Origin of the sequence: Caulobacter sp. 1776 (assembly GCF_040545685.1) — a bacterium.
GTDB lineage: Bacteria > Pseudomonadota > Alphaproteobacteria > Caulobacterales > Caulobacteraceae > Caulobacter.
The window spans coordinates 593,484-615,493 of the sequence record NZ_JBEPMI010000002.1 but is presented as its reverse complement, the minus strand read 5'-3'; the positions used below and the strand labels follow the sequence as shown (position 1 = coordinate 615,493).

Annotated in this window: 21 protein-coding genes; 11 read left to right on the top strand and 10 right to left on the bottom strand. The window is 67.1% G+C overall.

The window, feature by feature from the left end:
* Positions 1-78: 78 nt before the first annotated feature.
* From ABIC66_RS08260 to ABIC66_RS08245, 4 genes are all read right to left on the bottom strand, one after another.
* Complete coding sequence (locus ABIC66_RS08260) at positions 79-1,791, bottom strand: response regulator (protein ID WP_354069271.1); 1,713 nt, start codon at positions 1,789-1,791, stop codon at positions 79-81.
* Positions 1,788-3,290 (bottom strand): ATPase domain-containing protein, encoded by a 1,503-nt coding sequence (locus tag ABIC66_RS08255; RefSeq protein WP_354069269.1) that lies wholly within the window; start codon positions 3,288-3,290, stop codon positions 1,788-1,790. Before ABIC66_RS08255 ends, ABIC66_RS08260 begins: the two co-directional genes overlap by 4 nt.
* Before the next feature lie 73 nt (positions 3,291-3,363).
* The gene (locus tag ABIC66_RS08250; RefSeq protein WP_354069267.1) at positions 3,364-4,263 is read right to left on the bottom strand and encodes an SPFH domain-containing protein; all 900 of its coding nucleotides are present in this window, start codon (positions 4,261-4,263) and stop codon (positions 3,364-3,366) included.
* The gene (locus tag ABIC66_RS08245) at positions 4,260-4,478 is read right to left on the bottom strand and encodes a hypothetical protein (protein ID WP_354069265.1); all 219 of its coding nucleotides are present in this window, start codon (positions 4,476-4,478) and stop codon (positions 4,260-4,262) included. The genes ABIC66_RS08250 and ABIC66_RS08245 overlap by 4 nt, the downstream gene beginning before the upstream one ends.
* A 133-nt stretch (positions 4,479-4,611) precedes the next feature.
* Between ABIC66_RS08245 and ABIC66_RS08240 the strand changes: the two genes are divergently transcribed.
* The 6 genes from ABIC66_RS08240 (at position 4,612) to ABIC66_RS08215 (ending at position 10,316) form a co-directional block, all read left to right on the top strand.
* On the top strand, positions 4,612-5,079 hold the full coding sequence (locus tag ABIC66_RS08240) for an Lrp/AsnC family transcriptional regulator (RefSeq protein WP_354069263.1): 468 nt from the start codon (positions 4,612-4,614) through the stop codon (positions 5,077-5,079).
* A gap of 134 nt (positions 5,080-5,213) precedes the next feature.
* Complete coding sequence (locus ABIC66_RS08235; protein WP_354069261.1) at positions 5,214-6,404, top strand: amino acid aminotransferase; 1,191 nt, start codon at positions 5,214-5,216, stop codon at positions 6,402-6,404.
* Positions 6,401-7,474, top strand: coding sequence for a 4-hydroxyphenylpyruvate dioxygenase (gene hppD, locus ABIC66_RS08230; protein ID WP_354069260.1), 1,074 nt, complete (start codon positions 6,401-6,403; stop codon positions 7,472-7,474). The genes ABIC66_RS08235 and hppD overlap by 4 nt, the downstream gene beginning before the upstream one ends.
* 137 nt (positions 7,475-7,611) lie before the next feature.
* Positions 7,612-8,892, top strand: a complete 1,281-nt coding sequence (gene hmgA, locus ABIC66_RS08225; protein ID WP_354069258.1) for a homogentisate 1,2-dioxygenase — start codon at positions 7,612-7,614, stop codon at positions 8,890-8,892.
* A 42-nt stretch (positions 8,893-8,934) separates the two neighbouring features.
* Entirely contained in the window at positions 8,935-9,942 is a 1,008-nt protein-coding gene (locus ABIC66_RS08220) for a fumarylacetoacetate hydrolase family protein (protein ID WP_354069257.1), read from the top strand.
* On the top strand, positions 9,939-10,316 hold the full coding sequence (locus ABIC66_RS08215; protein WP_354069255.1) for a Rieske (2Fe-2S) protein: 378 nt from the start codon (positions 9,939-9,941) through the stop codon (positions 10,314-10,316). Before ABIC66_RS08220 ends, ABIC66_RS08215 begins: the two co-directional genes overlap by 4 nt.
* A 15-nt stretch (positions 10,317-10,331) precedes the next feature.
* On the opposite strand, the gene ABIC66_RS08210 is transcribed toward ABIC66_RS08215, so the two are convergent.
* The 4 genes from ABIC66_RS08210 to ABIC66_RS08195 all read right to left on the bottom strand — a co-directional run bounded on the left by ABIC66_RS08210 (position 10,332) and on the right by ABIC66_RS08195 (position 13,679).
* Positions 10,332-10,919, bottom strand: a complete 588-nt coding sequence (locus tag ABIC66_RS08210; RefSeq protein WP_354069253.1) for a cation efflux transmembrane domain-containing protein — start codon at positions 10,917-10,919, stop codon at positions 10,332-10,334.
* Positions 10,920-11,130: 211 nt separating this feature from the next.
* Positions 11,131-11,613 (bottom strand): RidA family protein, encoded by a 483-nt coding sequence (locus ABIC66_RS08205; protein WP_354069252.1) that lies wholly within the window; start codon positions 11,611-11,613, stop codon positions 11,131-11,133.
* A 41-nt stretch (positions 11,614-11,654) separates the two neighbouring features.
* On the bottom strand, positions 11,655-12,062 hold the full coding sequence (locus tag ABIC66_RS08200) for a c-type cytochrome (RefSeq protein ID WP_354069251.1): 408 nt from the start codon (positions 12,060-12,062) through the stop codon (positions 11,655-11,657).
* A gap of 15 nt (positions 12,063-12,077) precedes the next feature.
* On the bottom strand, positions 12,078-13,679 hold the full coding sequence (locus tag ABIC66_RS08195) for a flavin monoamine oxidase family protein (RefSeq protein ID WP_354069249.1): 1,602 nt from the start codon (positions 13,677-13,679) through the stop codon (positions 12,078-12,080).
* A gap of 270 nt (positions 13,680-13,949) precedes the next feature.
* Here ABIC66_RS08195 and ABIC66_RS08190 point away from each other — a divergent pair, with 270 nt between their 5' ends.
* Complete coding sequence (locus ABIC66_RS08190; protein ID WP_354069248.1) at positions 13,950-14,507, top strand: GNAT family N-acetyltransferase; 558 nt, start codon at positions 13,950-13,952, stop codon at positions 14,505-14,507.
* A 59-nt stretch (positions 14,508-14,566) separates the two neighbouring features.
* Here the strand turns inward: ABIC66_RS08190 and ABIC66_RS08185 are convergent, their stop codons facing one another.
* Complete coding sequence (locus tag ABIC66_RS08185; protein WP_354069246.1) at positions 14,567-17,092, bottom strand: TonB-dependent receptor plug domain-containing protein; 2,526 nt, start codon at positions 17,090-17,092, stop codon at positions 14,567-14,569.
* A 297-nt stretch (positions 17,093-17,389) separates the two neighbouring features.
* On the bottom strand, positions 17,390-17,740 hold the full coding sequence (locus ABIC66_RS08180) for a hypothetical protein (RefSeq protein ID WP_354069245.1): 351 nt from the start codon (positions 17,738-17,740) through the stop codon (positions 17,390-17,392).
* Between the two features lie 81 nt (positions 17,741-17,821).
* Between ABIC66_RS08180 and ABIC66_RS08175 the strand changes: the two genes are divergently transcribed.
* The 4 genes from ABIC66_RS08175 (at position 17,822) to phaH (ending at position 21,768) form a co-directional block, all read left to right on the top strand.
* On the top strand, positions 17,822-18,805 hold the full coding sequence (locus tag ABIC66_RS08175) for a helix-turn-helix transcriptional regulator (RefSeq protein ID WP_354069243.1): 984 nt from the start codon (positions 17,822-17,824) through the stop codon (positions 18,803-18,805).
* 8 nt (positions 18,806-18,813) lie between these two features.
* Positions 18,814-19,647, top strand: a complete 834-nt coding sequence (gene rlmJ / locus ABIC66_RS08170) for a 23S rRNA (adenine(2030)-N(6))-methyltransferase RlmJ (protein ID WP_354069242.1) — start codon at positions 18,814-18,816, stop codon at positions 19,645-19,647.
* 1 nt (position 19,648) lies between these two features.
* A complete protein-coding gene (gene chrA, locus ABIC66_RS08165) occupies positions 19,649-20,932 on the top strand; it encodes a chromate efflux transporter (protein ID WP_354069240.1) in 1,284 nt (427 codons plus the stop codon).
* Positions 20,933-21,033: 101 nt separating this feature from the next.
* A complete protein-coding gene (phaH, locus tag ABIC66_RS08160; RefSeq protein WP_354069239.1) occupies positions 21,034-21,768 on the top strand; it encodes a phasin PhaH in 735 nt (244 codons plus the stop codon).
* Positions 21,769-22,010 lie beyond the last annotated feature (242 nt).

Sequence of the window (22,010 nt, the reverse complement as noted above, 5' to 3'; positions counted from 1 at the left end):
CCTAAGCGGGGACCAGAATGATCCGAGGACGCCCCGGGGAAACCCGGGGCGTTTTTGCATTCGAAGACCGTCGTATCGCTAGGGAGCGACGTCCAACTCGACCGGGGTCTTGCGGCTGAGCGTCAAGGCGTTCGACAGTTTCTCGGCGAGTTCAGCCTGGCGGAACGGTTTGCGGATCAGGCGATCCTCATGCGTGAACGCCAAGGCGTCGGCGCCCGCGTAGCCAGTCGAGAACAGGATCGGGACTTCGGCGCGACGCGTGCTCATTTCCTTGGCCAACGAAGCGCCGTTCATGCCGGGCATCGCGAAGTCCAGGATCACCGCTTCGATATCCGCGCGCGCCTGGAAGGTCTCCAGCGCGGCGCCGCCGCTTCCAGCCTCGACGACCCGATAGCCCAGATCGCGAAGATATCCCGCGGTCACCTGACGGACGGCGTCGTCGTCGTCGACCACCAGGATCAGCGCCTGCGCGCCATGATCCGCCTCGTGACCGTGACGTTCGATCGGCGGCAGGCTGGGAACGGATGCCGCCTTGGGAAGGTAGACGCTGATCGTGGTGCCGTGGCCCACCCGGGTCTGGATCTTCACCCCGCCGCCGGACTGCTTGGCCAGGCCGAACACCTGGCTCAAGCCGAGGCCTGATCCCTTGCCGACCTCCTTGGTCGTGAAAAAGGGCTCGAACGCGCGCGCCAGCACTTCGTCCGTCATCCCCGAGCCGTTGTCGGTCACCGAGACGACGACGAAGCTTCCCGCCGGAGGATCCTCGGGCGCCTGGGGCGGGCCGGTCACGACGTTGCGCGTGCTGATCAGCAGCGAGCCGCCGACGTCCATCGCGTCGCGGGCATTGATGGCCAGGTTCAGGATCACCAGCTCGATCTGCGTGGGATCGATCATCGCCGGCCAGAGGTCGGCCGCGAGATCGGGATCTCGGATCTGGACGCTGCCGCCGATCGTGCTTTGCAGCAGATCGCGCATGCTGCTGACCGTATCGTTCAGGTCGACTGGACGCGGTTCCAGCTTCTGCCGTCGGGAAAAAGCCAGCATCTGCGCGGTCAGCCGCGCGCCGCGCCGCGAGGCTTCGCTCATCAACAAAAGCCGGCGCGTCAGGTCCGGATCATCGATCCGCTTCAGCATCTGCTCGATATTGCCGATGATGACGGTCAGCAGATTGTTGAAATCGTGGGCTACGCCCGAGGTCAGCTGGCCCACCGCTTCGAGACGCTGGGCTTGGCGCAGCGCCGTTTCGACCTTTTCACGCTCCTCGATCTGGTCCGCGAGCTGACGGTTGGCGGCCTCGAGTTCGGCGGTTCGCTCGGCGACGCGGCGCTCCAGTAGGGCTTCGCCGCGACGGATTTCTTCGAGCCGCTCGCGGGCCTCGTACTGGCGGCTGCGCCCGCGCAGGGCGGTGCGGACGGCGCTGACAAGCGTCGTTGGATGGAAGGGCCGCTCCAGGAAGCTGACATTGCCCAAGGTCGCCGACAGGCGCTTGGCGACCGGATTGCGCTCGACGCTGCCGCCGCGCTGGGTGAGCACCAGGAACGGAAAGTCCGACCAGGAGGGCTGGCCCTGAATCCAGCGCGCCAGGGGCGCGAGGTCGGCGTTGCGCAAGGCCTCGTCGACCACGATCGCGAGGCCCGCGCCGTCGTGGATCTCGAGATGCAAGGCTTCCAGGTCCTTGCAGATCGTCACGGCCACCTCGGCCTCGCGCAAGACGGCCGCGGCGATTTCGGCGTCCCGTCCGGCCGGCGCCAGCACCAGGGCGCGCTGGGAATAAGCGCCGCCTTCGCTCATGCCGAGGCGTCGCCCAACAGCCCGCTACCGTGGCCGACGAAGTTCGGAACGCCGCGCAGGATGCCCTGGAACCCCTTCAGAGGATCGCCCAGCGTTAGGCCGCTCGGGCCGATATTGAATTCGCGAATGGTCTTTTCGTGTTCGCCCGAACGTTTCTTGATCACCGAGACGGCGCGGCGAACATCTCCCAGCGCTTCGAAATAGCGCAGGAGAATGACGGTGTCGGCCAGATAGGTGACGTCGACCGGCGCCTTCATCTCGCCGACCAGCCCGTGCTGGGCCACCGTCAAGAAGGTCGAGGCGCCTTGCCGGTTCAGATATTGCAGCAGCTCGTGGATGTGCAGGACCAGGAACTGCTCCTGCGGCATCGCCGCCTGATAGCCGTTCAGACTGTCGATCACGACGGTCTTGATGCGCTGTTCGTTGACGCAGCGGCGAACGCGGGTGGCGAACTCGCCCGGCGAGAGTTCGGCGGCGTCGATCTGCTCGATGACCAGATTGCCGTCGTTCTGCATCGCCTGAAGATCAATGCCGAGCTTGTTCATCCGATCGTAGAGGAGGCCTAGCTCCTCGTCGAAGATGAACAGCGCGGCGCGTTCGCCCCGGGCGACGGCGGCGGCCGCGAAGCTGATGGAAAACAGGGACTTGCCCGTGCCGGCGGGGCCGAGGATCAGCGCGCTCGAGCCGCGTTCGATGCCACCGCCCAACAGAGCGTCCAGTTCCGGCACGCCGCTGGACACGCAGCTGCGGTCGAACGCGGTACGGTGTTCGGACGCGACGATCCGCGGATAGACCTCCAGGCCGCCGGTCTTGATTGTGAAGTCGTGGTAGCCGCCGCGGAACTGACGCCCGCGATATTTGATGATCCGCACCCGCCGGCGCTCGGCTCCATATTCCGGGGCCAGCTCCTGAAGCTGGATGACGCCATGGGCGACGCTATGCACGGTCTTGTCGTTGATGTCGGTCGTCAGGTCATCGAGCAGGAGCACGGTGGCCCCATGCTTGGCGAAATAGTGCTTCAACGCCAGCACCTGGCGGCGGTAGCGCAATGAGCTCTGCGCCAGCAGGCGGATCTCCGAAAGACTGTCGATCACGACCCGGCGCGGCTTCTTGGCCTCCACGGCCTCGAAGATCATCCGGGTCGTTTCGCCGAGCTCCAAGTCGGACGAGTAAAGCAGGCTCTGCTGCTGCTGCTCGTCCAGCAGGCTTTCGGGCGGCACCAGTTCGAAGATGTCGACGCCGTCGAGGGACCAGTTGTGCGACCTCGCCGTCCCGCGCAGCTCGAGCTCGGTCTCCGATAGGGTAATGTAGAGGCCCGTCTCGCCCAGGCGTGCGCCTTCGATCAGAAAGCTCATGGCGGCCGTGGTCTTGCCCGTGCCGGGAGCGCCCTCGAGGAGATAGACGCGGTCGCGTTCCATCCCGCCCGCCAGGACATCGTCAAGGCCCGGTATCCCGAAGCCCGCATCTCGCGTAAGCCCGCCGGCCTGGTGTCCGTCCATCTGTCTCGTCGTCGGTTTTGACCGAATAGCAACGCTCGGAGACGGACTTGGTTACATGGAAGCGCGCAGCGCTTTAGTCGATCTTCACGAACGGGGTCGAGCCGCCGGTGACCTTCGGCAACTCGCCGTTCCACTTCTCGATGGCCAGCTGTTGCAGGACCTGGGGATTGGCGCGCAGGGCCTCGCCCTTGATGCGGATCGACTCGGCCTCGCCGCGGGCCTTGGCGATGGCGGCGTTGGCCAGGGCGGTCTCCTTGGCCTCCAGCGCCTTGGCGGCCAGGGCTTCTTGCTCCAGCTGGGTCTTGGCCTGCATCTGCTGGATGATGGCGGCCGGGTAGCGGATCGAGCCGATCCAGTCGAGCTGCGAGACCGTCACCCCATGGCGGGCCCATTTGCTGGCGACGCGGGCATAGGCCTTCTGGATCACCATCTGGCGGCCGCCGCTGTACAGGGTCTCGACCCCGACCTTCTCGGCCTCGGCGGCGACGGCCGAGCGGACGTCGTTGCGGATGGGCCCGTCCAGCAACTGGTCGAACGACAGGCGATAGGTCTGGTAGAGGTTCGGGGCCGAGGCCGGATTGACCTGCAGGGTCACCGAGATGTCGGCCGTCATCGGCAGGCCGGTGTTGTCCGAGAAGGTGATCTCCTCGTTCTCGTTGCCGCGCTCGTCCTTCTCGCGGGTATAGCTGTAGGTGCGCTGGATCACCGGATATTGGATGATCCGCTCGCCGACGCCCCGGAAGTACCAGCGGGCGGGCAGGGGCTCGGGCGCGACGCCGGCCGACGAGCCCAGGGTGCGGATCTTGACCCCGACATTGCCGGGCTCGACCGTGGTGCTGTGCGACAGCACGCTGCACGAGCCCAACAGCAGGATCAGGACGGCGACCACGCCGACCAGGATCATCTGGCCTTGGCGCTGGAAGGGCGTCTTGAGCTTGCGGGACGGCGAGGCGAAGGGGCTGCTGTCGGTCATTCGGGGTCCTTGATCCTCAGGGTCTTGGAGAGGTCGCGCAGCAGGATGGACGCCAGCTTGCCGAGCGCCAGAACGCCCGCCGCGAAGGCGGCCGGCGCGGCGATCAGGCCAAGATCGGTTCCCGACCCCCACAGCGGGCCGACGATCACGCGCAGCAGAACGATCGCCAGGAACACCCAGCCGATCAGATAGGCCGTGGCCTTGGCGTAGATCACCGGCCCCTCCGCCCGTTGAACTCTCCCTATGGTAGGCCCGTAAGCTGGGCCGGACGCAAGGGGCGTCTCGCGGTCGCGGTGCGTTTGGGTTAGCCTGGCGCCTTCTGCCAACTTTCGCTGAAAACCGGTCACGATGAAGCTCACCCGCGCCGATCGGAAGATCCTTCAGATCCTGCAGGCGGACGGCAAGATCTCGAACGTCGACCTGGCCGAGCGGGTGGGTCTATCGCCCAGCCCCTGCCTGCGGCGGGTCAAGCAACTGGAGGCCTCGGGCCTGATCAGCGGCTATGTCGCGCTGCTGGATCGCCGCAAGGCCAGGCTGGACGTGCTGGCCTATGTCGAGGTCCAGGTCGACCACAAGGAGGGCGCGGCCGAGGCCTTCCAGCAGGCGGTGCTGCGCGAGCCCGAGGTGGTCAGCTGTCATGTGATGACCGGCAATTTCGACTACCTGCTGAAGGTGGCCGTGCCCAACCTCGACGCCTACGCCGATTTCACCATGAAGCGGCTGCTGAAGATGCCGGCGGTGAAGGACATCCGCTCGTCGTTCGTGCTGGAGACGATCAAGGATTCCACGGCGCTGCCATTGGACTATCTGGAATGATCATATTTGGCCGATGCTCCCGAGCTTAGTTGGCAGGATATGACCGAAACCGTACCCATAAACGTCATCATCGCCACGTTCTGACTTCCGTCTGCCGATAAGCTGCCTTCCGTCGATCATTCGCGGAAAGCGCCATGACCTCTTCCTCCGTGTTCGCCGGCCTGACGCCCAAGGCGCCGGACTCCCTGCTGTCACTGATCGGGCTCTACCGCCGCGATCCGCGCGCCGACAAGATCGACCTGGGCGTGGGCGTGTTCCGCGACGACCGGGGCGCGACGCCGGTGCTGGAGTCGGTGAAGGCCGCCGAGCAGCTGCTGCTGAACGGTCAGTCGACCAAGTCGTATCTCGGCCCTGAAGGCGACATCGGCTTTCTGGATCTGCTCAAGCCGATCATCTTCGGCGATCGCGTCAGCCACGAGGTCTTCGCGGTGCAGACGCCTGGCGGCACCGGCGCGGTTCGCCTGGCCTGCGAGCTGCTGCGGGCCGCGCGCCCGGAAATCCGCGTCTTCGTCGGCGCGCCGACCTGGCCCAACCACACCCAGATCTTGGATCAGCTGGGCCTGGAGACGGTCACTTTCCGACACTACGACCAGCGCGCCCAGCGCCTGTGCTTCGACGAGATGATGACGACGCTGGAGACGGCGCGCGCGGGCGACGTCGTCCTGCTGCACGCTTGCTGCCACAACCCGTCCGGCGCCGACTACAGCCTGGACCAATGGCGCGCCATCGCCGAGCTAGTCGGGCGCAAAGGCCTGACGCCGCTGATCGACCTGGCCTATCAGGGCCTGGCGCTTGGCCTCGAGGCCGACGCGGCTGGCGCGCGCCTGGTGCTGAAGGCGGCCGAGGACGGCCTGCTGGCCTATTCCTGCGACAAGAACTTCGGGCTCTATCGCGAACGGGTCGGCGCGCTCTACACCCTGACTCGCGACGCCGCGATCCTGGACCTGGCCGCCAGCAACATCCGGGCCCTGGCGCGCACCAACTGGTCGATGCCGCCCGACCATGGCGCGGCCACGGTGCGGATCATCCTTGAATCCGAGGCCCTGACCGCCATCTGGAAAGCCGAATTGGAAGCCATGCGCAGCCGCGTGGCCGACCTGCGTCAGCGTCTGGCCAAGGCGGTTCCGGCGCTGGCGCCGCTGGCCGGCCAGCACGGTCTCTTCGGGCTGCTGCCTCTGTCTTCCGCCCAGGTCGCCCAGCTGCGCGAGGAGCACGCGATCTACATGGCCGGCTCGGGCCGCATCAATCTGGCCGGCCTGACCGTTGATAACATCGACACGTTCGCGCGGGCGCTCAACGCCTGCCTGCAGGGAGAACCCGCATGACCCTCGTGACTGAACAGAACCCGCTGGGCCTCGACGGCTTCGAGTTCGTCGAGTTCACCAGCCCCGATCCGGCGACGATGAAGGCTCTGATCGAGCAGCTGGGCTTCGTCGCGGCCAGCAAGCACCCGACCAAGCCGGCGACCCGCTACAAGCAGGGCCGCATCAACCTGATCGTCAATGACGACACGAGCGGCCAAGTCGCCGAGTTTCGTAAGGCGCACGGCCCGTCGGCCAATGGCATGGCCTTCCGCGTCGAAAGCGTCGAGCACGCCTATGCCGAGGCGCTGAAGCGCGGCGCCAAGGCGGCCGACGCCTCGCGCTCGCTGCTGGGCGCTGACGCCAAGGTGCTGGAAGGCATCGGCGGGTCCTTGCTCTATCTGGTCGACCGCTACGGCGACGCCGGCACCATCTATGACGGCTGGGAGCAGGTTCCGGGCGCGGCCCTGGCCGAGGCCAAGAACAATGTCGGCCTGGATCTGCTCGACCACCTGACCCACAACGTCAAACGCGGCCAGATGCGCACTTGGTCGACCTTCTACCACCAGGTCTTCGGCTTCGAGGAGCAGAAGTACTTCGACATCAAGGGCCAAGCGACCGGCCTGTTCAGCCAGGCGATGATCGCGCCCGACAAGGCCATCCGCATCCCGCTGAACGAGAGCCAGGACGACAAGAGCCAGATCGAGGAGTTCATCCGCCAGTACAACGGCGAGGGCATCCAGCACCTGGCTCTGACGACCGAGAATATCTACGACACCGTCGAGAAGCTACGCGCCCGGGGCGTTAAGCTGCAGGACACGATCGAGACCTATTACGAGCTGGTCGACAAGCGCGTGCCCGGCCACGGCGAGGACCTGGAGCGGCTGAAGAAGAACCGCATCCTGCTGGACGGCAATGTCGGCGAAGAAGGCCTGTTGCTGCAGATCTTCACCGAGAACCTGTTCGGCCCGATCTTCTTCGAGATCATCCAGCGCAAAGGCAACCAGGGCTTCGGCAACGGCAACTTCCAGGCCCTGTTCGAAAGCATCGAGCTGGACCAGATCCGCCGGGGCGTGATCACGGTCGAGGCTTAGGCTTCTAACCTGTCATCCCGGCCAAGCGCGAAGCGCGCCGAGCCGGGACCGCCGGAAGCGCCGGCGCGTGCGGTGGTCCCGGGTCTGCGCTACGCTCCGCCCGGGATGACACCTTTCAAAGATCCAAGGACCCAACCATGGACCTCCGCTACCAAACCGGCTTCGGCTCCCACTTCGCCACCGAAGCCGTGGCCGGGGCCTTGCCCGTAGGCCAGAACTCGCCACAGCGCGTGCCGTTCGGCCTCTATGCCGAGCAACTGTCGGGCGCGGCCTTCACCGCGCCGCGGCACGAGAACCGCAGGAGCTGGCTCTATCGCCTGCGGCCCAGCGCCGGGCACGGTCCCTACCAGCCCTATGCGCAAGGCAAGCTGGCCAGTGGTCCGTTCGACGGCCCGGTGACGCCCAACCGCCTGCGCTGGGATCCGCTGCCGATCCCGGCGGAACCGACCGACTTCGTCGACGGCCTCGTGACCCTGGCCGGCAATCGTGACGTGGCGACCCAGGCCGGGATCGGCATCTGCGTCTATCTCGCCAACGCCTCGATGCGGAACCGCGTGTTCTATGACGCCGACGGCGAGCTCTTGATCGTGCCGCAGCAGGGCGTGCTGACCCTGGTCACCGAGATGGGCGTGCTGACGGCCGGACCCGGCCATATCGCGGTGATCCCGCGCGGCGTGCGCTTCCGGGTCGAGGTCGACGGCCCGTCGCGCGGCTATGTCTGCGAGAACCACGGCGCGGCGTTCAAGCTGCCGGACCTGGGACCGATCGGCTCCAACGGCTTGGCCAATCCCCGCGACTTCGAGATTCCGGTCGCGGCGTTCGAGGACATCGATACGCCGACCCTGGTGATCCAGAAGTTCCAGGGTCAGCTGTGGGCCGCCGAGTGGGACCACAGCCCGCTGGACGTGGTCGCCTGGCACGGCAACCTCGCGCCGTACCGCTACGAGCTGGCGCGCTTCAACACGATCAATACGGTCAGCTTCGACCATCCCGATCCGTCGATCTTCACGGTCCTGACCTCGCCCAGCGAGATCCCCGGCACGGCCAATTGCGACTTCGTGATCTTCCCGCCGCGCTGGATGGTGGCCGAGCACACGTTCCGCCCGCCGTGGTTCCACCGCAACGTGATGAGCGAGTTCATGGGCCTGGTCCACGGCGCCTACGACGCCAAGGCGGGCGGCTTCTCGCCGGGCGGGGCGTCCTTGCACAACTGCATGAGCGATCATGGCCCCGACGTGGCCAGTCACCAGAAGGCGACGGAGGCCGAGCTAGGGCCGCACAAGATCGACGGGACCATGGCCTTCATGTTCGAGAGCCGCTGGGTGATACGGCCGACGAAGTTCGCGCTGGAGACTTCCGCGCTTCAGGGTGACTATGACGCCTGCTGGACGGGCTTCCCCAAGGCCAAGCTGCCTTAACGAGAAGCCTGCCGTAACTAGAAGAAACAAAAGGAAGCGCCCATGAAGCTCGCGTCTCTCAAGGGCGGCCGCGACGGCCGTCTGGTGGTGGTGTCCAACGACCTGGCCTGGTTCACCGACGCCGGGACGGTCGCGCCCACCTTGCAGGCGGCGCTGGACGACTGGGGACGCTGTGGGGCGCTGCTGCAGGGCCTGGCCGACAGCCTCGAGCACGGGGCGGTGCCCAAGGAGCGCTTCCACGAGCACGACGCCCTCAGCCCGCTGCCGCGCGCCTATCAGTGGGTCGACGGCTCGGCCTATGTGAACCACGTGCAGCTGGTGCGGAAGGCGCGGGGCGCCGAGATGCCCGAGACCTTCTGGACCGATCCGCTGATGTATCAGGGCGCGTCCGACGGCTTCTTGGCCCCGCGCGATCCGATCCCGCTGGCCGACGCGGCCTGGGGCTGCGACTTCGAAGGCGAGGTCGCGGTGATCACCGACGACGTGCCGCTGGGCGCCAGCCGCGAGGAGGCCTTGGCCGCCATCCGCCTGGTCATGCTCTGCAATGACGTCAGCTTGCGCAGCCTCATCCCGGACGAGCTGGCCAAGGGCTTCGGCTTCGTCCAGTCCAAGCCGGCCAGCGCCTTCTCGCCGGTGGCGGTGACGCCCGAAGCGCTCGGCGACGCCTGGAGAGACGGCAAGCTGCACGGCGCCCTGCTGATCGAGCTGGACGGCAAGGATTTCGGCAAGGCCGACGCCGGCGTCGACATGACCTTCGACTTCGGGACCCTGGTGGCCCACGCGGCCAAGACCCGGTCGCTGAGCGCCGGCACGATCGTCGGCTCTGGCACGGTCAGCAATCGCAGCGCCGACCAAGGCCCGGGCAAGCCGATCGCCGAAGGCGGCGTCGGCTATTCGTGCCTGGCCGAGCTGCGCACGGTCGAGACCCTTTTGACCGGCAAGGCCAAGACGCCGTTCCTGTTGGGTGACGACACCGTCCGGATCGAGATGAAGGACGCCAAGGGCCACTCGATCTTCGGGGCCATCGAGCAGACGGTCGAGCGGGTTTGAGCGAAAACGCGCCCGCCGTCGTCGGAAGGGTCTGGGAGACGCGCGCCGGTATTAATCTCGGCCCGCTGGACCTGATCGCCGACGGTGGAGCGCGGAACTACGTGCTGCAGATTGGCGACAAGCGCTTCCACGGCTTCGTGGTCCGCAAGGGCGAGGCGGTGTTTGGCTATGTCGACCGCTGTCCGCACGCCGGCCTGCCGCTGGCGCAGCAGCTGGACCAGTACATGACGCCGGACGGCGGCCTGATCGCCTGCTCCTGGCACGGGGCGGTGTTCACGGTGGAGAACGGCGCCTGCGTCGGCGGTCCTTGCGTGGGCGCCAGGCTGACGCCGTGGCCGGTCGAGGCGCGGGACGGGCGGGTGTTTACGGCGTAGGGCCCGATCCAAACCTCAGGCGCGAGCGTCCTCGGCGTCCCGCCGCGCGGCGCGCCAGACGGCGCGGGCGGCGTCCAGGTTCATGACCGCGATGCCGAGCCCCGCGAGGATGTCGGGCCAGATCGAGCGAGTCACGACGGTCAAGAGGCCCGCCAAGATGATGGCGATGTTGGCGACCGCATCGTTGCGCGCCGACAGGAAGGCGGCCTTCGACAAGCTGCCCGCGACCGCGCGGTGGCGGGCCAGGACGAAGGCGCAGACGAGGTTGACGGCCAGGGCGCCGAGACCCGTGGCGCTCAGAGCCAGCGGTTCGGGCGGCGTCGGGGCGCCCAGCTTGCGCCACAGCGTCCATACGAAGGCCAGAACCGGGATCAGCAGGATCGCCGACAGCGCCGTTCCGACCTTGGCGCGGCGAGAGGCGCTCCAGCCCAGCGCGGCGAGGATCAGGAAATTGACCGCGGCGTCCTCGAAGAAGTCGGCGCTGTCGGCCAGCAGCGACACCGAGCCGATGCGCAGCGCCACGACCATCTCGACCGCGAAATAGGCGAGGTTGAGCAGGGCGACGAGACGGACGGCGGATCGGAACGCGGGGCTCTGGCTCATCGGCCGTCCACTACCACGCGGGCCGCGCGCGCGATATCGCCGCCGCCCGGGCAAAAGAACGGCCGCCCTCCAGGAGAAGAGGGCGGCCGAGTCATTGGGAGGAAACGCCCGAAAGGGCTGATTTCCATATAGCTGTTTGAATCGGATTTGACAACGTTGTCACGAAAATAATTTCGCGGAACGGTGAAATACGAAGCTCAGGCTGTCGCGGCTACTTCTTCTTCGCGGCCTGGACCTCGATCTCGACCAGCATGCCGTCCTGCACCAGCGAGGTGATCTGGCTGGTGATGCGGGCCGGCTTGTTGGGCTGGGTCGCGGTGCCGAAGTAGGTCTTGTAGCCTTCCATCATGCCCATGAAGTCCATCTTGCCCTCCTTGGCCGGATCGCCGACCAGCAGGACACGCATCATCACGACATCGGCCATGGTCGCGCCCTGGCTCTTCAGGGCGGCCTCGATGCGGCCCAGCACGCCCAGGGTCTGGGTCTTGGTGTCGCCGAACTTGGCCACGCCAGTGGCCTTTTCGTCGATCACGGGCGGAGTCATGCCGCTGACATAGATCATGTCATAGCCGGCGGGCACGGTGACGACGCTGGCGATCGGCGACTTGGGATCGCCGCTGTGGACGACTTCCTGAGCGTTGGCGGCGCCGGCGAGGGCGCAGAGGCCGGCGGCGAGGGCGACGAGGCGTTTCATGGGTCTCTCCGGAACAAGGTTGGGATTTCGGTTCAAAGGGATCAGTGGGCCTGTAGGCCGCGCGACTTGGCGCCGGCCTTGGCCGCGGCGCGGGCTTTGGCGACGTCGGCGGGCGTCACGGCCGAGGCCTTGTTGCCCCACGACGAGCGAACATAGGTCAGGATGGCCGAGAGATCGGCGTCGGTCAGATCGTCCTTGAAGGACGGCATGCCGGCGCGGCCGTTCAGCACGGTGGTCATCACGATCTTCGGATCGCCCTGCACGAACGGCGAGCCGGCCAGGGCCGGGAAGGCGCCCTTGACGCCCTTGCCCGTGACCTGGTGGCAGGCCGAGCAGTTGTCCATGAACAGCGACTTCCCGTCGGCCAGGGCGAGCGCGGGGACCGCGACGCCAGCGCTCCCAATCAGCAAGGGGAGAGCCAGGGCGGCGAGACGATAGGCAAAGGTCATCCGGTCCTCGAGGTCTTAGGCCTGCTGCACGCGGGCGTGAATCTTGGCGATCTGTTGCCAGGCCGACTCGATGGCGCCGGCCTGCCAGCCGCCAAGGTAGCTGAGGTGTTCGCCGGCCAGATAGAGGCGACCGTCCGGCTGGCAGAGCAGCGGATACGACTCCTTTCGCCCGTTCTCGCCCCACTCGGCCCAGCCCCCCAGATTGTACTCGGCCAGGTGCCAGCTGAAGGAGAAGGCGTTGTCGAAGTTCTCGGCATATTCCGGGAAGATCTTCTGGCCCGCCGCCACGGCGAAGGCCGCGCGATCGGCCGGGGTCTTGGCGCTGATCCGCGCCGCCTCGCCGCCGAACGCGTAGTAGCCCAGCAGCACGCCCTTCTGGCCCTGCCAGCCGTAGGAGGGCAGGGTGATCGTGTTGATCCCGGGAATGTCGTTGTAGATGTGGCCGCCGTAGATGTGGTGCTTGTCTTCCCAGAAGCGGGTCTTCATCTGCAGGCCGATCTTGTTGACCGGCGCGTAGGAGACGCCTTCCATCGCCGCCTTGAACGGGGCCGAGGCGTCCAGGTCGATCTGCTTCAGCACGCTGAGCGGGATGGTGCAGACGCAGTAGTCGGCGGTGACCTCGGCGGGCTTGCCGTCGGCGCCCTTGTACGAGACCGTGACGCCGGTCGGCGACTGCTTGATCTTCTCGACGACCGCCCCGTAGCGGATCATCGGCGCGACCTGCTTCTCGAAGGCCTTGGCGATCTGGTCCATGCCGCCGATCGGCTGCAGCATGGTGCGCTGCTGCTCGAAGCCGGTGACCGAGCTCAGGACCCGCCAGGCGTTGCTGTCCAGCACGTCCTTGAACGCGTAGGGCGGCAGCTCCTTGCCGGGGCCCGGATCGACGCCCGCGCCGGGATGAACCGCGAAGCCGCGCCCTTCCGTGCCCTTATAGGCCAGGTCCTTGGACAGGCGGCCTTCATTGACCAGGTAGGCGACGAACCGCTCGCGGTCGATCCCCGACAGCGGCGCGTCCAATTGGCCCTGGCTGGCGGCCTTCGCGACCAGTTCCGCGGTGTAGCCCCTGATATCGGCGGCGATCTCGCCCTTGCGCACCGGCTTGCCGGCCAGCGGGCCCGCCCCCTTTTCGAAATAGACGTAGGAGGCGTCGTTGTCGTTGACGAAGCTCTCCAGCGGCACGCCGAACTTCTTGGTGTAGTGCAGGGTCGAGCGGTGGTGGTACGGGATCCGCCAGGGGCCGTGGTTGATGTAGTGGCCGTCGTCGAATTCGCAGGTCTGTTCGTGGCCGATCAGGTCGGTGTGCTTGAAGCCCTTGCGCGCCGTCTGGCAGCGGCCGCCGGCGAAGGCGCGGGCCTCCAACACCTGCACCTGATAGCCGGCCTTGCTGAGTTCGTAGGCGGCGGTCATGCCCGCCAGGCCCGCGCCCAGCACGATGATCTTGGTTCCCTTCGCGCCGCCGGTCAGCTCGGGCGGCAGCTCGGTCGCCGAGGCCATGCCGAAGCCCAGGGCCTCCATGCCGGACAGGACCAGCGACATGCCGCCGACCGCGGCCAGGCTTTCGAAGAACCGACGGCGTGTGAGTACGCCACCCGCCGAAGACGCGTCCAATCCACTCATGAAATCCCCGCCGTCCTTGTTGGTCGGCCAGCGTCGCCTTGGCGCCGGCCTCGTTCCGGCGATCACGTCGCGCCGGGCGGGGACATCTCGAAATTCCAGGCCGGACGACGCAATCCGTTTTCAGTCGAGACGGAGACTGACAGTGTGGAAGCCTCGCCATTGGGCGCCTGGGGCGCGCTTTGAGCGATCGGTGTGCGTGGACGAAAGATCGCCGCGGACTCGACGAATCCCTGTTTTTCTCGCGCGCCGCGACGTCGTCATGGAGCCCTTATGAATTCGTCCGCACCCAACCCCAATCCTAGCTTGCGCCTGCGCCTGGCGCGTCCCGACGACATGCCCGTCCTGTCGGCGCTGATGGACCGTGCGATCGGCGAGCTGCTGCAGGCGTTTCTGCCGCCAGAAGGCGTGAAGGCCTCGTTCGAGATCATGGGGCTGGACACCCAGCTGATCGCCGACGGCACCTATTTCGTGGTTGAAGAGGGCGAGGCGATCGCCGGCTGCGGCGGCTGGAGCCGGCGGGCCACGCTGTTCGGCGGCGATCACTCGTCCGGACGCAACGCGGCGCTGCTGGATCCAACGACGGACGCGGCGAGGGTTAGGGCGATGTACACCGACCCCGCCCACACCCGCAAAGGCGTCGGCCGCCTCGTGCTGAACGCTTGCGAGGTGGCGGCGCGAGCCGAGGGCTTCTCCCGCGTCGAGATGGCCGCGACCATGGGCGGCGCGCCGCTGTACAGGGCGTGCGGCTATCACGACATCGAGCCGTTCGAGGCGGTGACCTCGACGGGGTATCGGGTGCCGCTGGTGCGGATGGGCAAGAGGCTCTGACAAGCAAAAGGGGCGGACCTTTCGGTCCGCCCCTTCGCGTTTCAGCCGGTCACCTCGCCTTAGAAGGCGAAGGTCAGACGGCCGTAGTAGTAGCCGCCGTTGATGCCGTACGGCGAGAAGCCCGGATACTGGGTCACGCAGCCGCCGCCGGAGGCGACGCAGGCGGTCTGGAACGCGGCCGTGAACTTGTCCGGATACTTGTTGAACAGGTTGTTGGCCCCGATCGCGGCGGTGACGCCCATCGGGAACTTGTAGGACAGCTCGGCGTCGGTGATCGCCGTGGCGCTGGCCACGGTGTTCAGCAACGGACCGGTACCCGGATCCGACAGGGCCTCGGCCTTGCCGTAGAAGGTCTCGGTCAACGACAGCGAGACCTTGCCGAAGGTGTAGAGGCCGTTCAGGCCGATCTTGTACTTCGGCGCGGCCTTCTCGAGCAGCGAGGCGGCGTTGCCGGCGAACAGGACCTGACCCGTCGGGAAGGCCGCGCTGGTGGTCGCCAGGGCGGTCGGAGCCGACTTGACCTTGGTGATCTTGGTCTTGTTGAAGTTGCCGCTCAGCGTCCAGTCGACGCGGCCGTAGTCGCCCAGGTCGGTCGGATAAGCGACCACGAAGTCCAGGCCGCGCGTGCGGGTGTCCAGGCCGTTCGAGAAGATGTTGATGCCGGTGCTGGCCACCGTGCTGTCCAGCACGTTGCCGTTGGCGGCGATCGCGGCGTTGACGTTGCTGTTGACCACCACGCCGTTGCGCAGACCGTAGACCGAGCTGGAGCCGAAGATGCGGTCCTTCAGATTGATCTGATAGGCGTCGATCGTCGCCGTCATCTTCGGGATCGGGTGAGCCACGATGCCCAGGCTGTAGTTCTTCGACTTCTCGGGCTTCAGCGCATCGATGCCCAGCAGGCGGGCCGCCGGCGAGTTCGGGGCCAGCTGCACGAAGGCGCTGGTGGGCGAGACGTTGGTGGCCGAGTAGTACGACTCCGCCAGGGTCGGGGCGCGGAAGCCGGTCGAGGCCGTGCCGCGGATCGCGAACATCTCGCTGAAGTCGTAGCGGCTGGTCAGCTTGGCGACGGTCGTGTCGCCGAAGTCGCTGAACTTCTCGTAGCGAACGGCCGCGTCGATCTTCCAGGCGGTGACCGGCGTGACGGCGACGTCGCCGTACAGCGCCCAGCTGGTGCGCGAATGGCCGCCGGCGTCCGTCTTCTGGAAGCCGGGATACGACTGCGAGCCTTCCTTGTAGGTCGAGGCCGTATCGCCTTGGCCGATGCGATACGTGTCACGGCGCTGTTCGTAGCCGACGGCGACGTCCAGCGGCGCCTCGAAGCCGACGTCGAAGCCGCGACGCAGATCGACGTTGTTGGTCCACTGGGTGGTGCGCCAGCTGCCCGCGTGGAACGAGGTCGGAGTGAAGCCCTTGGTCGTCAGGGTCGAGGTGTCGGTGTAGAGGCTGGCGTTGGCCGAGTCCTCGACGCGAACCTCGATGTCGTCCTTGCCGTAGGTCGACGAGACGTCGAGATCCCAGCCGACAAGCTTGCCCGACACGCCCAGGGTCATGGCGTAGTCGTCTTCGATGATGCGTTCACGCGGGCTGAAGCCCAGCGGGAAAGGCCTGTCGGCCGCGCCCTGCTTGCCCTGGATGCGGTTGTAGCGGCGGTAGTTTTCGTAGGCCGAGGCGTCCTTGTGCCCCAGGGTGCCGAACGAATAGACCTCGAAGTCGGCCGGAAGTTCGATGCCGGCGTTGTAGGTCAGGTTGTTCAGGCGGTACTCGGCGTCGCCCGAAATCAGGTTCAGGTTCGGATAGCCCGGGATCTGGCTCTCGACGGCGTTGTTGGCGGCCGAATAGCTGGGGCTGGCGGGATTGAAGACGCGCTGGTCGGGTAGGCCGCGGTTGGAGAAGCCGTGATATTTGCTCTCGACCGTGATGTTCAGATAGCTCTTCTCGGTCGGCGACATGCCGATGTTGATCGAACCGCCGGCCGTCTTGCCGCCGCCGTCGAAATATTCACCGCCAGTGGCCGAGATCGAGCCGCCAGAAGCGTTCTTCTTCAGGATGATGTTGACGACGCCGGCGATGGCGTCGGTGCCGTATTGGGCCGCGGCGCCGTCGGTCAGCACTTCGATGCGACCGATGCCGGCCATCGGGATGAAGCCCAGGTCCGCGGCGGCGGCGCCTTGATAGACGCCCGAGAGCACGGCGAGGTTGCCGGTGGTGTGGCGGCGTTTGCCGTTGACCAGCACCAGGGCCTGGTTGGGCGAGAGGCCGCGCAGGCGGGCCGAAAGGGTCAGGTTGGCGGTGTCGCCGCCGAACGCCTGGGCGTTGAACGAGGGCACCAGGTTCGCGAGGCCGACGCGCAGGTCGACCGCGCCCGTGCGCTCCAGCGTGCTGGTGTCGACGACTTGAACGGGGGCGGGGCTGTCGATGACACGCAGGCCCGTCTGGCGCGTGCCGGTGACAATGATGGTGTCGACTTCGGTCTGGTCGGGCGGCGTCGCCGTAGCATCAGCGGCAAAGGCGTGTGCAGAGTAACCGATAGTAATGGACAATGCCGAAATGCCCGCCAACAGTGCGGGTTTGAAACGCCGAGTCATTAATAACCCCCTCTTTGTGTTTATTGACGCGTGTTGAATGCTCCATCCATGGCGTTTTTCTCCCGACGTTTATATTTTTTGACGCAGTCACCAAAAATGCATCGGATACTCCCCGATCTATTCATGGGGAGGCACGTTCTGGCGTTCGGCAATGGGAGGGTGTCAGGAAACCGCCACAACCGCGCCGACGCCCGGTGGGCGCCGTTTTGCGCGGCGGCGGAACTCGGATTTTAGGCAGATGCGCGCGTTTCGAGCACGCGCGGAGGTCGCGCCGGGCGTCCGGCGGACCCCCAAGGTTCAGGCGACGAGGCGCATCGGTTCGGCCATTTCGTCGGTTTCTTCGGTCTCGAACAGTTCGAAGGCCTCTTCCCAGGCGGCCATCCGGGAATCGCGCAGTTCGGCGTCGTCGGTGACCCGCACGATCTGATCCTCGCGGTCGTTCCACACCAGGCCGATGTCGGTGACGCGCTCGACGTCGCGGCCTAGCAGCAGGAACATGTCGGCCTTGGCGGCGCGTTCGTGGCTGATCCGGCGCAGGGTGCGCCCGCCGCCCAGATCGCGGTGGATGTCGGCGAAATCCAGCACGGCCGAGATCATAGCCTGGTTGACGGGGGCGGCGGCCCAGGGGGAGCAGGCGAAGCGCGACATCAAGGCGTCCTTAGGTTCTCCAGTCTCGACATCCGCAGAATGTCTGGGCATTGCGACAAAAACGGTCGTATATGTCTCCTCATGAGACACGAGAAAGCGACACGCCTTCTGGACTTGGCCCGGATGCTGGCGGGTTCGGCCGAGGGGCTGACCCTGGACGAGATGGCTCAGGCCCTGGACGTCGGCCGTCGCACGGCCGAGCGGATGCGCGACGCCGTCTGGGCCGCCTTCCCGCAGATGGAAGCGATCGACGATCCGCCGACCAAGCGCTTCCGGATCCCCTCGGGGCTGGACGGCCTGTTCCAGACCCCGACCGCCGAGGAGCTGGCGGCTCTGCGCACGGCGGCCGATTCCTACAAGGCGTCCGGCGCCGAGAGCCGCGCCGCCTCGCTTTATGCTCTGGAGGCCAAGCTGCTGTCGGCCCTGCGCGGCTCGGCGCGCCGGCGCGTGGCGCCGGACGTCGAGGCGCTGGTCCAGGCGGAGACGATCGCCGTCCATGCCGGGCCCAGGCCGTTCGAGGACCAGGCGCTGCTGGCCGCCATCCGCACGGCGATCAAGGGCCTTTCGGCCCTGTCGTTCCGCTATGAGGGCGGCAGCACGCCGGGGCGGACGCGGGAGGTGACGCCGCTGGGCGTCCTGTTCGGTCGCAGCAACTATCTGGTGGCGTCGGAGGGCAAGAGCGGCAAGCCGCGCTCCTGGCGCCTGGACCGGATGAGCGATCTGAAGGTCCTCGACAAGCCGGCCCCGCCGCCCGAGGACTTTTCGCTGCAGGCCTTCGCCGACGAGAGCTTCGGCATCTATCACGACGAGATCCAGGACGTGGTCCTGCGCATCAAGAAGGAGCGCGCCGAGGACGCCTTGCGCTGGCGCTTCCACGCCACCCAGAAGGTGACGCCGGAGCCGGACGGCTCGGTGCTGGTCACCTTCCGCGCCGGCGGCATGCGCGAACTGTCCTGGCACCTGTTCACCTGGGCCGACGCGGTCGAGATCATCGCGCCCCAGGCCTTGAAGGACATGATGGTCCAGGAACTGCGCGAGGCTGGTCGCGCGCACGGGGCGTGGTAGGGACGAGGATGAACTACCGCCACGCCTTCCACGCCGGCAACTTCGCCGACCTGCACAAGCACGCGATCCTGTTGGCCATGCTCTCTGCCCTGCAGGGCGAGAGCGACGCCGTGTCGGTGATCGACACCCACGCGGGCGCGGGCGGCTACGACCTGTCCGGCGAGATGGCCCGGCGCTCGGGCGAGGCCCAGGCCGGCGTCTTTCGTCTAAAGGCGGCGATGGACGCCCCGTCGGTGTTTGACCCGTTGCTGAAGGCGGTGGCCGAGATGAACGCCGGCCCAAACGGCAGCAAGCACGGTGATCTTTATCCTGGCTCGCCGCTGCTGATGGCGCGGGCTCTGCGGCGGGCGGACCGCTACGCCGGCTGCGAGCTTCGGCCCGACGACGTCCAGATTCTGCGCCAGACCCTGGCCCCCCATGCCGGCGCGCAGGCCCTGGAAGCCGATGGTTATGCGACCGCCGTCCAGCAGGCGGGGCGGGGCGGGCGGGCCTTCGTGGTCATCGATCCGCCGTTCGAGCGGCCGGACGACTACGCGCGGATCGCGGCGACGACCCGGGCCGTCCTGGCCCGGGCCAAGGACGCCGCCCTGGCGATCTGGCTGCCGATCAAGGATCTGGAGACCTTCGACGCCTTCCTGCGCGCGATGGAAACCGTCACGGACCGGCTGCTAGTCGCCGAGCTTCGCCTGCGACCTCTGACGGATCCCATGAAGATGAACGGCTGCGCGATGGTGATGATCGGCGCGCCGCCTGCCGTGGACGAGGCGGCGACACAGGCCGGCGACTGGATCGCCGCCCGGCTGGGCGAGCCCGGCGGGCGTTCGCGCGTCTGGCGGACCTGACTTGACCGCCAACCCGCCCAGCCTTGGCGAGGCCCTGCGTGTCTGGCTGAAGATCGGCCTGCTAGGCTTTGGCGGTCCGGCCGGTCAGATCGCGCTGCTGCATCGCGAGGTGGTCGAGACCCGCGACTGGGTCGACGATGACGAGTTCGCGCGCGCGCTGAGCTTCTGCATGCTGCTGCCCGGTCCCGAGGCCCAGCAGCTGGCCACCTGGCTGGGCTGGCGGCTGCACGGGATCCGGGGCGGGCTGGCGGCGGGCCTGCTGTTCGTGCTGCCGGGCCTGGCGGTCATGCTGGGCCTTTCGGCGCTCTACGTTGTCCATGGCCATTCGGACTGGGCGGCGCCGGTGCTGCTGGGTCTCAAGGCCGCGGTCGTGGCGCTGGTGCTGCAGGCCCTGCTGAAGATCGGCAAGCGGGCGATCAAGGATCGCCTGGCCGCCATCGTCTGCGGCGCGGCCTTCGCCCTGCTGGCCTTCACCGTCGTGCCGTTCCCGTTGGTGGTGCTGGGGGCGGGCGTATTGGGCTGGGCGACGGCCAAGGGCGATGACGGCGCTTCGGCCATTGAGCCCGCGCCGTCAAAGGGGCAGGGGCGCACGGCCCTGGTCTGTCTGGCGCTATGGCTGGCTCCGATCGCGCTGGCCTGGCTCGTCGCGCCGGGCTCGACCCTGGCCTGGATGGGGCTGTCGTTCGGCGGGTTGGCGGCGATCAGCTTCGGCGGCGCCTACGCCGCGCTCGCCTATATCGGCCAGGCCGCCTCGGCGTTCGGCTGGCTGTCGGCGACCCAGATGCTGGACGGCCTGGGTCTGGCCGAGACCACGCCGGGACCCCTGATCCTGGTCTTCGTCTTTGTCGGCTTCGTCGGCGCCTTCCAGACCGCCGCGCCGGAATGGGCCTGGGTCCTGGGCCTGCTGGGCGGGTTGATGGCGGCCTGGACCACGTTCGCGCCTTCGTTCCTGTGGATCTTCGCTGGCGGGCCGCTTTTCGAGCGCTGGGGTCGGCGCCCGCGTCCGTCGCGCGCCCTGGCCCTGATCTCGGCCGCCTCGGTCGGGGTGATCGGCCAGTTGGCCCTGTGGTTCGCCATTCACCTGCTGTTCCGTGGCGGCCAGACCCTGGAGGTCGCGGAGCTGATCCGTGTTTTGCTGCCGGACCTCGCCAGCTTGAACTACGGCGCGCTGGGCCTGACCGTGCTGGCCCTGATGCTGGTCTTCGCCACGCGCCTGCCGATGCTGCTCATGATCGCGGTCCTGATCGGCGCCAGCCTGTTGTTGAAGGTGTTCGGCCTGACTTGACCCGAGGCCAGAATTTTTGCGCTTGCGAACGTATTTTCCGTGTTATGTTGCACCGCAATAGATCGCTGTTGCCCATATTCCTTGATCTTCGGGAGCGCGCCATGGTTTCGATCTTCTCCTTCCTTCCCGAGTACAAGGCCGACGAAGCCGAGGCGCGGACCGCCCCGCACCTAGCGATCGGCGCGGCCTCGCCGCTGTGGCTGATGTTCGGCGGCGCGGCCGCGGCCGGCGCGACCTACTGGTGGTGGGCGTCGCGCTGGCGTGAAGCGGTCAACCTCGAAGCCCTGATGGCTCTGACGCCGGAGCCCGTCGCCCCGCCGGCCGAGACCGTGGCCGAGCTGGAAGCCGCGCCCCCGCTGGTCGAAGCGATCGCCGAGCCGGTCGTCAGCGCCGTCGCCTTGGCCGTCCAGACCACCGAGACGGTACTGGACGCGGCCCAGGAGGTCGTCGAGACCGCCGCCGCCAGCCTGGATGTCGCCGAACCGCTTGTCGAACCGGTGGCCGAGGCCGAACCGGCGATCGCCCAGGCGGCCGAAGTGGTCGTGGAGGCTCCGGCCGAGATCGCCGAAGCGGTCACCCCCGTCGTCGAGACCGCGTCTGAAGCCGTCGCAACCGCCGCCGAAACCGTCGGTGACGACCTGACCCGCCTAGTCGGCGTTGGGCCCAAGCTGGCCGCGTCCCTGGCCGAACTGGGCGTAACGACCTTCAGCCAGATCGCCGCTTGGACGCCGGACGAACTGGCCTCGTACGACCAACTGCTGAACCTGAAGGGCCGGGCCGAACGTGACGCCTGGATCGCCCAGGCCAAGCGCTTCGCCTCGCCCGCCGAAGCCTGACTTCATCCACATTTGGCGAGACAAAGAAGCCGCCGGGCGACCGGCGGCTTTTTTTCATTCGGCGGGCAAATCTCGGACTTGTTATGCGAGGCGATCAAGCAACGCACGCACCCGTAACTGGCGGCTTGCCGTACGCGTAAAGTGTTCGGGAGGTCGCGAACCGGTCAACAGAGACGGCCACTGCGTGTCGGATGCAACAGTTCGTTCAAAATACGACGAATATGCGACGGCAAGATTGCGGC